Origin of the sequence: Salinimicrobium flavum (assembly GCF_042684505.1) — a bacterium.
GTDB lineage: Bacteria > Bacteroidota > Bacteroidia > Flavobacteriales > Flavobacteriaceae > Salinimicrobium > Salinimicrobium flavum.
In genome coordinates this window covers 1-6,727 of record NZ_JBHULT010000002.1, presented here as the reverse complement: position 1 = coordinate 6,727, position 6,727 = coordinate 1, and the positions used below count along the sequence as shown (strand labels likewise).

The following is a 6,727-nucleotide window of genomic DNA, read 5'->3' as shown; positions in this document are numbered from 1 at the left end:
TGCAGGACTCGGAGTCGCAGTAATGGTGGCTGGTAGATCAGCCGAACATACAACTGGACTATTTACAGAAACTGTAGGATTCTGGTTGATCGTTAAAGTACCACTAGCTGTTTCAGATGGACAGTCAATTATTCCTCCTAGTGATTTATAAGTTATAATTACACTATATGTTCCAGCTGTACTTGCATTAAAACTTGCCACGTTACCAGGATCACTTACTCCCATTGGTACAGTCCAACTATAATTATAATCTCCCACTGAACCACTTTCGGGTGTAGCAGTAATTGTCGCAGGAAGATCAGATGAACATACTACAGGACTATTAACTTCCACGCTAGGTTTAACATCAAACTGTCCTGAAGCAAAATCATCTAATGAAGCTTCAAGTGTTTGGGAAGATCTACCTTCTACCATAAACTGGCTAAAACAAAATGATGATCCCTCGGGAAGTTCATTAAGATCTACATAGCCTTCAAAAAAATTGTTTGAATCGTAGGTCAAAGTAGGAAACAACCAACCCTCCGGTACCTCTTCACCACCAGCGTTTTGCTTAGCAAAACCTATTCCTGATTGGGTAACATCTATCAAGTTAGAAGGCTTTTTATCAGTTCCCCCTACCCACTGATACACCAATAAATTAGGAGTACTACCACCCCCCGTAAAGTTTATTAAGACTAACAGATCTCCAATTGCGTGTTCCGGTGCAAACGAACCGTCCGGTTGTGGACTTGTATTATTGAGATAGAACCAGAATCCAATTTGAGAATCTCCATTGTTTGAAGTTTTATCACCTGCAAACTTTAAATAACCATTTTCGATAAAAGCCGCCGCATTAGCAATATCGTTTTTTGCCTTTGTTTGTCCATCTGCCCAATTTAAACTTGATGCTTCAAAATAATCCTTTGAGCCTTGAGTAAATTGATCATCTAAGACCCCTCCGCCGAAAGGATCAGGTGTATGAGAGTATGTTGGCGCAGTAGTTGTAGCGTTGTGAAGTGCATCCCAATCATCAGGATCACCATCAATACAAATTTGTGTAGTAGTCGGACATGGAGGAAGTTGAGCATATAAATAATTATTTCCTAAAATAAACACGAACAAGAAATAAAACATCACATTTTTCCACGTCTTCGTTTCTGATTCTTGCGGAGCTTTCGGAATTTTTTTTCCTTTTCCTGAAAAGGCTCCAATCGTAAAATCTTTCATAATTAATAGTGTTTTGGTTAATAAATACTAACCAGAACAAAAGAGAGTAACTTCAAGAGGAGAGACCAGGGCGATCATCCTGCCATAAGCAGTTCACAAAAAATTCAAAAGGGGAAATAACTTTTTCTTTGAGGAGGATCGGAAAAAGGAAGAACAACAACAGGCCGGGGAAGCCTTGAATAGGTGGGGAAAGATCTTCACCGGGAGAACTGGTAAGCAGTGGTGAATCTCATCCTGAATTTACATAAAATTCTAACAATCAGGAACATGTGTTTGTTAAAATTTAATATTATTTTATCCAAAATTACCTGTTTCGGGATATTTTGTCCGGTTTAGTTAAAAAAAACAAAAGCAGCCGTTTCCGGCTGCTTTCTTTTTTAGGTTAATTAAGTTTATTGTTTTCCGGAAACTACATTCTTGGTATAGGTACCTTTATTTGTAGTTACCTTAATGATATACATCTGTTCTCCACGTACGAAGTCGGCATTAAGTGTAGTCACTTTACCAAATCCGGCGTTAGATTCTTTGTGAGATTTCACAAGGTTTCCTCTCAGGTCAAATATCTGAATATGGGCTTCTGACTCATAGTCAAATTCATACCTGATGTTCAAGACATCCTTAAATGGAACCGGAGAAACACTAATACCTGCTGAGGCATCCACTGAGGAAGCCGGAGTTGACTCGCAACTATCAGAAGGCGCGGTAGTAGCGCTACTTCCAAACATTGGACACTCATAAGCGTTATTGATCATATCCAGTTCATCTGCTAATTGACCGGCATAACCTCCCACAAAGGCATTATACACATCCTCAACCAAATCACCTGAATATGGATAACTTATGTCTCCATGACACTCATTCAACAAGGCCGCTACTGACTGACGGGCAAGGTTGTAAATTCCTCCACCTCCTAAATTAAGCGCTTCTAACAGCGTTAGATCTGCATCATCAGGATTTCCGGAATAAACTGAGAAGTCGATTCCGAAGACCTCACTATACAAGGTACAGGTAGACCAACAAGCCCAACGGTCAGTATGGTTTTTCCAGTAACCAAGGGTACAAGCCTCCTGATCACAGATCTCCACTGTTACTGTAGTTGTACAAGTGGAAGTACAGCCATCTGCACTTGTCACCATCACTGTGAAGATCTCTCCATTTACTGCGCCACTGGCAGTTGGATTTTGAAGAGTATTGTTATCAAAAGTTGCTGCACCATCACTACTCCATAACCAGCTAACTGCATCTCCTCCGGTTTCGTAAAGCATAACATCGTCTCCCATACAAACAGGACCGCTGTTGGATGCTATACAATTTGGATCTTCGTAAACAGTGAGTGTTCCGGAATCCTCTCCGTAACATCCAGTGATATCATTGGTCACTACTACTTTGTATACTCCTCCGTTCTGACTTAGACTTAATTCCGGTATATTATAGGAATAGCTGGTAGCTCCATCAATCATAACATCATCCAGGTACCACTGGTAACTGAAATCTGCTCCAAGGTCTGGTGTACTGAAAGTAACGGGATCTCCTTCACATTCAGCCTCATTATCAACCACAGGAACAGGGTTAGGATTCACTGTAAGTGTGCCGGAATCTTCTCCGTAACAACCGGTGGCATCATTAGTAACCACAACCTTATACACATCACCATCCTCACCAAGAGTCAAGGCGCCTGTAGTAAAACTGTTAGCGGTAGCTCCGTCAATCAGCACATCATTCAAATACCATTCATAACTAAAACCTGCTCCAAGGTCAGGAGTGCTGAAAGTAGCTGTATCACCTTCACATTCAGCCTCGTCATCAACCACAGGAACCGGATTTGGATCCACTGTAAGCGTACCGGAGTCTTCTCCGTAACAAGTTGTTCCATCATTAGTAACGACCACTTTGTATACGTCACCACTATCATCCATAGTCAACGCGGCGGTAGTATAACTGAAGCTGTCAGCTCCCTCAATAATAACATCATTGAGGTACCATTGGTAACTGAATCCTGACCCAAGGTCTGCTGTACTGAAAGTAGCGGTGTCTCCCTCACATTCGGCTTCATCATCAACCACTGGTACAGGATTTTCATATACACTCAAGGTACCTGCATCTTCCCCATAACAGGAAGTAATGTCATTGGTTACGATTACTTTATAAACATCACCATCATCGGCAAGAGTTAAGGCAGCGGTTGTATAACTGAAACCGGTGGCTCCCTCAATAATACCATCATTCAAATACCACTGATAACTGAAATCTGCGCCGAGATCTGCGGTGCTAAAGGTGGCGGTATCCCCTTCACAAGCTGCTTCATCATCGACCACAGGCACCGGATTTGCATTCACGGTCAAAGTACCTGATTCTTCTCCAAAACAGGAAGTTTCATCGTTTGTGACCCTTACTTTGTAAACATCACCATCTTCTTCAAGGGTTAATGCACCTGTAGTATAGGAATAACTGTCAGCCCCGTCAATTAAAACATCATTGAGATACCATTGGTAACTAAAGCCTGTACCAAGGTCTTCTGTACTAAATGTGGCAGTGTCTCCCTCACATTCAGCTTCATCATCAACCATCGGCACAGGATTTGGATTGACCACAACTGTTACCGGTTGGATATCATAACATTGTGCATTCTGGTTGTTGGTACACTTGATGTAATAAGTTCCATCTCCCACAGCAGTAGGATCGGGCACCGCATTTTGGAAGGTAATGTCCAACCAGTAACTTAGGGTACCGTCCTCACAACCTGCTACCTCTATGTCCTCTAGATTAACCGTTCCGGGTTCACAGATTGGATCAGGGTCATCAAAGGAAATTTCGGGAGTTAGATTAATGGAGAGTTGCTCAAGTCTTGGAAAATCCTTAAGTTCAGAAGTGCCTGAAGAACCTGATGTTCTGGTTCTTACAAACATTGTGCTTATACTGCGACAAGGATCATCATTCCCAAAATAATGAGATAAGTTAACCGCACCTTCTGCCCATTGGTTAATCTCATATTGGTATAATCCATTCTCTAATGGTTCAGTGAAATAAACTGGCCAGGGTACTACGGTTTCTTCAGTATTTACGGTTCCGAAAATGGTATTCTCAGGATAATTAGCAAATTCTTTATAAAAATATTCCCCGCCTTCAAACACCCATTCTCTAATGACCACCTTCGCAGCTGCACCTCCCTGTGTAAATTCAACAGTAACCAAAAGATCTCCAAGGGTTCGTCCACCGTCATTTCCTTCAGATTCAAATCCGCCTTCACCTGCTTCTAATCCTGTCCTGATCAATGAATTTTGCAAAAACTCAAAGTCAATATAACTACTTCCATTGGTCACTTGACGATCTGCAGCAAAAATAACCCACAGGTCGTCAGAATTAGTATATGGCACACCTTCAGAATCCAAGAAGGAGTCATCACCATAAGTAAAGTGGACGGCCGCAGTTTGTATCTCATTTTTGTTTGGAGAAGAACCAGCCCCCCAGGTATAGGTTTCAGGATCGTCATCTATTTTATTAGAGCTGGTAAAAATAGTAGGATCGTTATTGGTAATTCCATCTCTATAAAAGAAAGACATTGCCCTATATTCGGGATCGAATAAAAATTCGGGTGTACCCGTGTCAAAATCTTCAGGAGTTAGTGTACTTAGAAACAACCCTGCTGATTCATTAATTGCATCAGATTCCCAATCGCCCGCGGTTTCCGCATAAGCATTACCGTCAATTTCAAATCCTCCGGGAGGAGTAATTACCGGTGCAATTCCCTGGATATTTTCGGCTGTAGTTTTTTGAGCAAAAATATCATTAAATGGAATGAGAAAGAGAATTATTGTCAAAAGCGGAAAGATAATATCATTTTTCCATTTTCCATACCAACTACCCGATCCTGTCGTAACAGGACCCATCGTAAAATCTTTCATAATAATTTAATTTTTGGTTAATAATATTCCATAACCAAAACCGTAGGAAATAGATTGGAGCTGCTATTCCTGCTTACGCAAGACTAAAAAAATCGTGAAAGGGGAAAACCAACTTTTTCCGTAGAGGAAGGAAAAAGGAAACCTTCAAAATGGCAGTGAGCCATTGGGGGAAAACCGGATCCTTAAGGGGGAAGGATTTACTATTTTCCGCTTTGAGGGAAGCGGCAGAAGAACTTCGATATTTTATCCCAAAAATCTTTTCCTGGGCACATATAAATATAATACAATTTATTTAATATCAATCACTTAACCTCCATTTTTTAAATTTGACAGGATTTAAAAATCCATTAAAAAAAGGAAAGAATAATGAGATTTTTACCGATTATAGTGTTCCAGATCATAATTAATATGAATCTGGTGTTAAAGGAGAAAAAGGCCGGTTTTTTGGGAAAAAATAATTTACGTAAGAGTGAAGCTTTCGGAATAAAAAATAAGAAGGTTTCCGGAAAGAAGACCCTCCCCGTCCAGCTTGCTCCTAGAGGGATTTTCCGGATAAAAGCACCCTCCATGAAAAGGAAAAACCAGGACAATCAATTTCAATTAAGCTTATTGCTTAAGGGTTCCCCTCCTACCCGCAGGGAAAGGAGGGGTGGATTCGCCGGAAGGCGGAGACGGGGTGGTCTGTCGTTAGCAGAATGCTCCTGGTATTAGCCGGCACGGATTATAAATCCGCGCCATCGGGGTTCCTGAAGAGAATTTTGGGAAAGAAAACCCTCCCCGATTTGGCTGATTTTTGAAGACAGTTTCCCGAAAGAAGACCCTCTCCGTCCGCCGTAGGGCGGACAGTCGTTTCCAGATTTGAGTTTATGGCATAAAAAAACCCTTCATCAAATTCATGATGAAGGGTTTAAAAGAAAGCCTGCCCGAACGGTACAGGCGGGACTGCCCGAACGTACCATTCGGTACGGGCGGGGCGGCGACATATTAATGACCACCTTTAAACACAAGCACAAAGGGCGCAGGGTTTAAAGATGTGGGATTTAATCCCGAGAGCCCTGGCGACTCGGGACTCTCCAATACAAATTTGTTGCAAACAAAAAAAGACCCTTACATTGCTGTAAGGGTCTTCTAAAAGAAAGCCTGCCCGAAGGGTACGGGCAGGCAGGGGTGTTGACGGTCGTTTCCAGATTTGAGTTTAGGGCATAAAAAAACCCTTCATCAAATTCATGATGAAGGGTTTAAAAGAAAGCCTGCCTGCCGGTAGGCAGGGCGGCGACCCCCGATAGCTATCGGGGCTCCCACAAGATAGCAGTACTCCCGAAGCATCGGGACGCTAACGGGCTTAACCCATTAAATTTTAAACAAAAAAAAAGCCTCAACATTGCTGTTGAGGCTTTAAAAGAAAGGCGGCGACATACTCTCCCACAAGATAGCAGTACCATCTGCGCTAACGGGCTTAACTTCTCTGTTCGGAATGGGAAGAGGTGAGCCCCGTTGCTATAACCACCTTAAGCTGTTAGTATGCAGTGTTCAGTGATCAGTTGGCCGTAAAGCCGTGATTACTTACTAGATGTCATACCTAATAACGTTGACATAGTTGGAAAATAAAAATTAAGAAA

2 protein-coding genes and 1 rRNA gene are annotated in these 6,727 nt (G+C 41.9%); all 3 read right to left on the bottom strand.

Going from position 1 to position 6,727, the window contains the following annotated elements; genetic code table 11:
* On the bottom strand, positions 1-1,206 hold a 1,206-nt coding region (locus ACFSTG_RS00035), incomplete at its 3' end, for a hypothetical protein (protein WP_380747224.1).
* A gap of 392 nt (positions 1,207-1,598) precedes the next feature.
* Positions 1,599-5,108 carry a T9SS type A sorting domain-containing protein gene (locus ACFSTG_RS00030; protein WP_380747222.1) on the bottom strand — a complete coding sequence of 1,170 codons (3,510 nt, stop codon included), beginning with the start codon at positions 5,106-5,108 and terminating at the stop codon, positions 1,599-1,601.
* A gap of 1,401 nt (positions 5,109-6,509) precedes the next feature.
* Positions 6,510-6,619 (bottom strand): 5S ribosomal RNA (rrf, locus tag ACFSTG_RS00025).
* Between the last annotated feature and the right edge of the window lie 108 nt (positions 6,620-6,727).

Excerpts from the sequence above, each read along its gene's own strand:
- ACFSTG_RS00030 (WP_380747222.1), bottom strand. The coding sequence starts at position 5,108 with ATGAAAGATTTTACGATGGGTCCTGTTACGACAGGATCGGGTAGTTGG.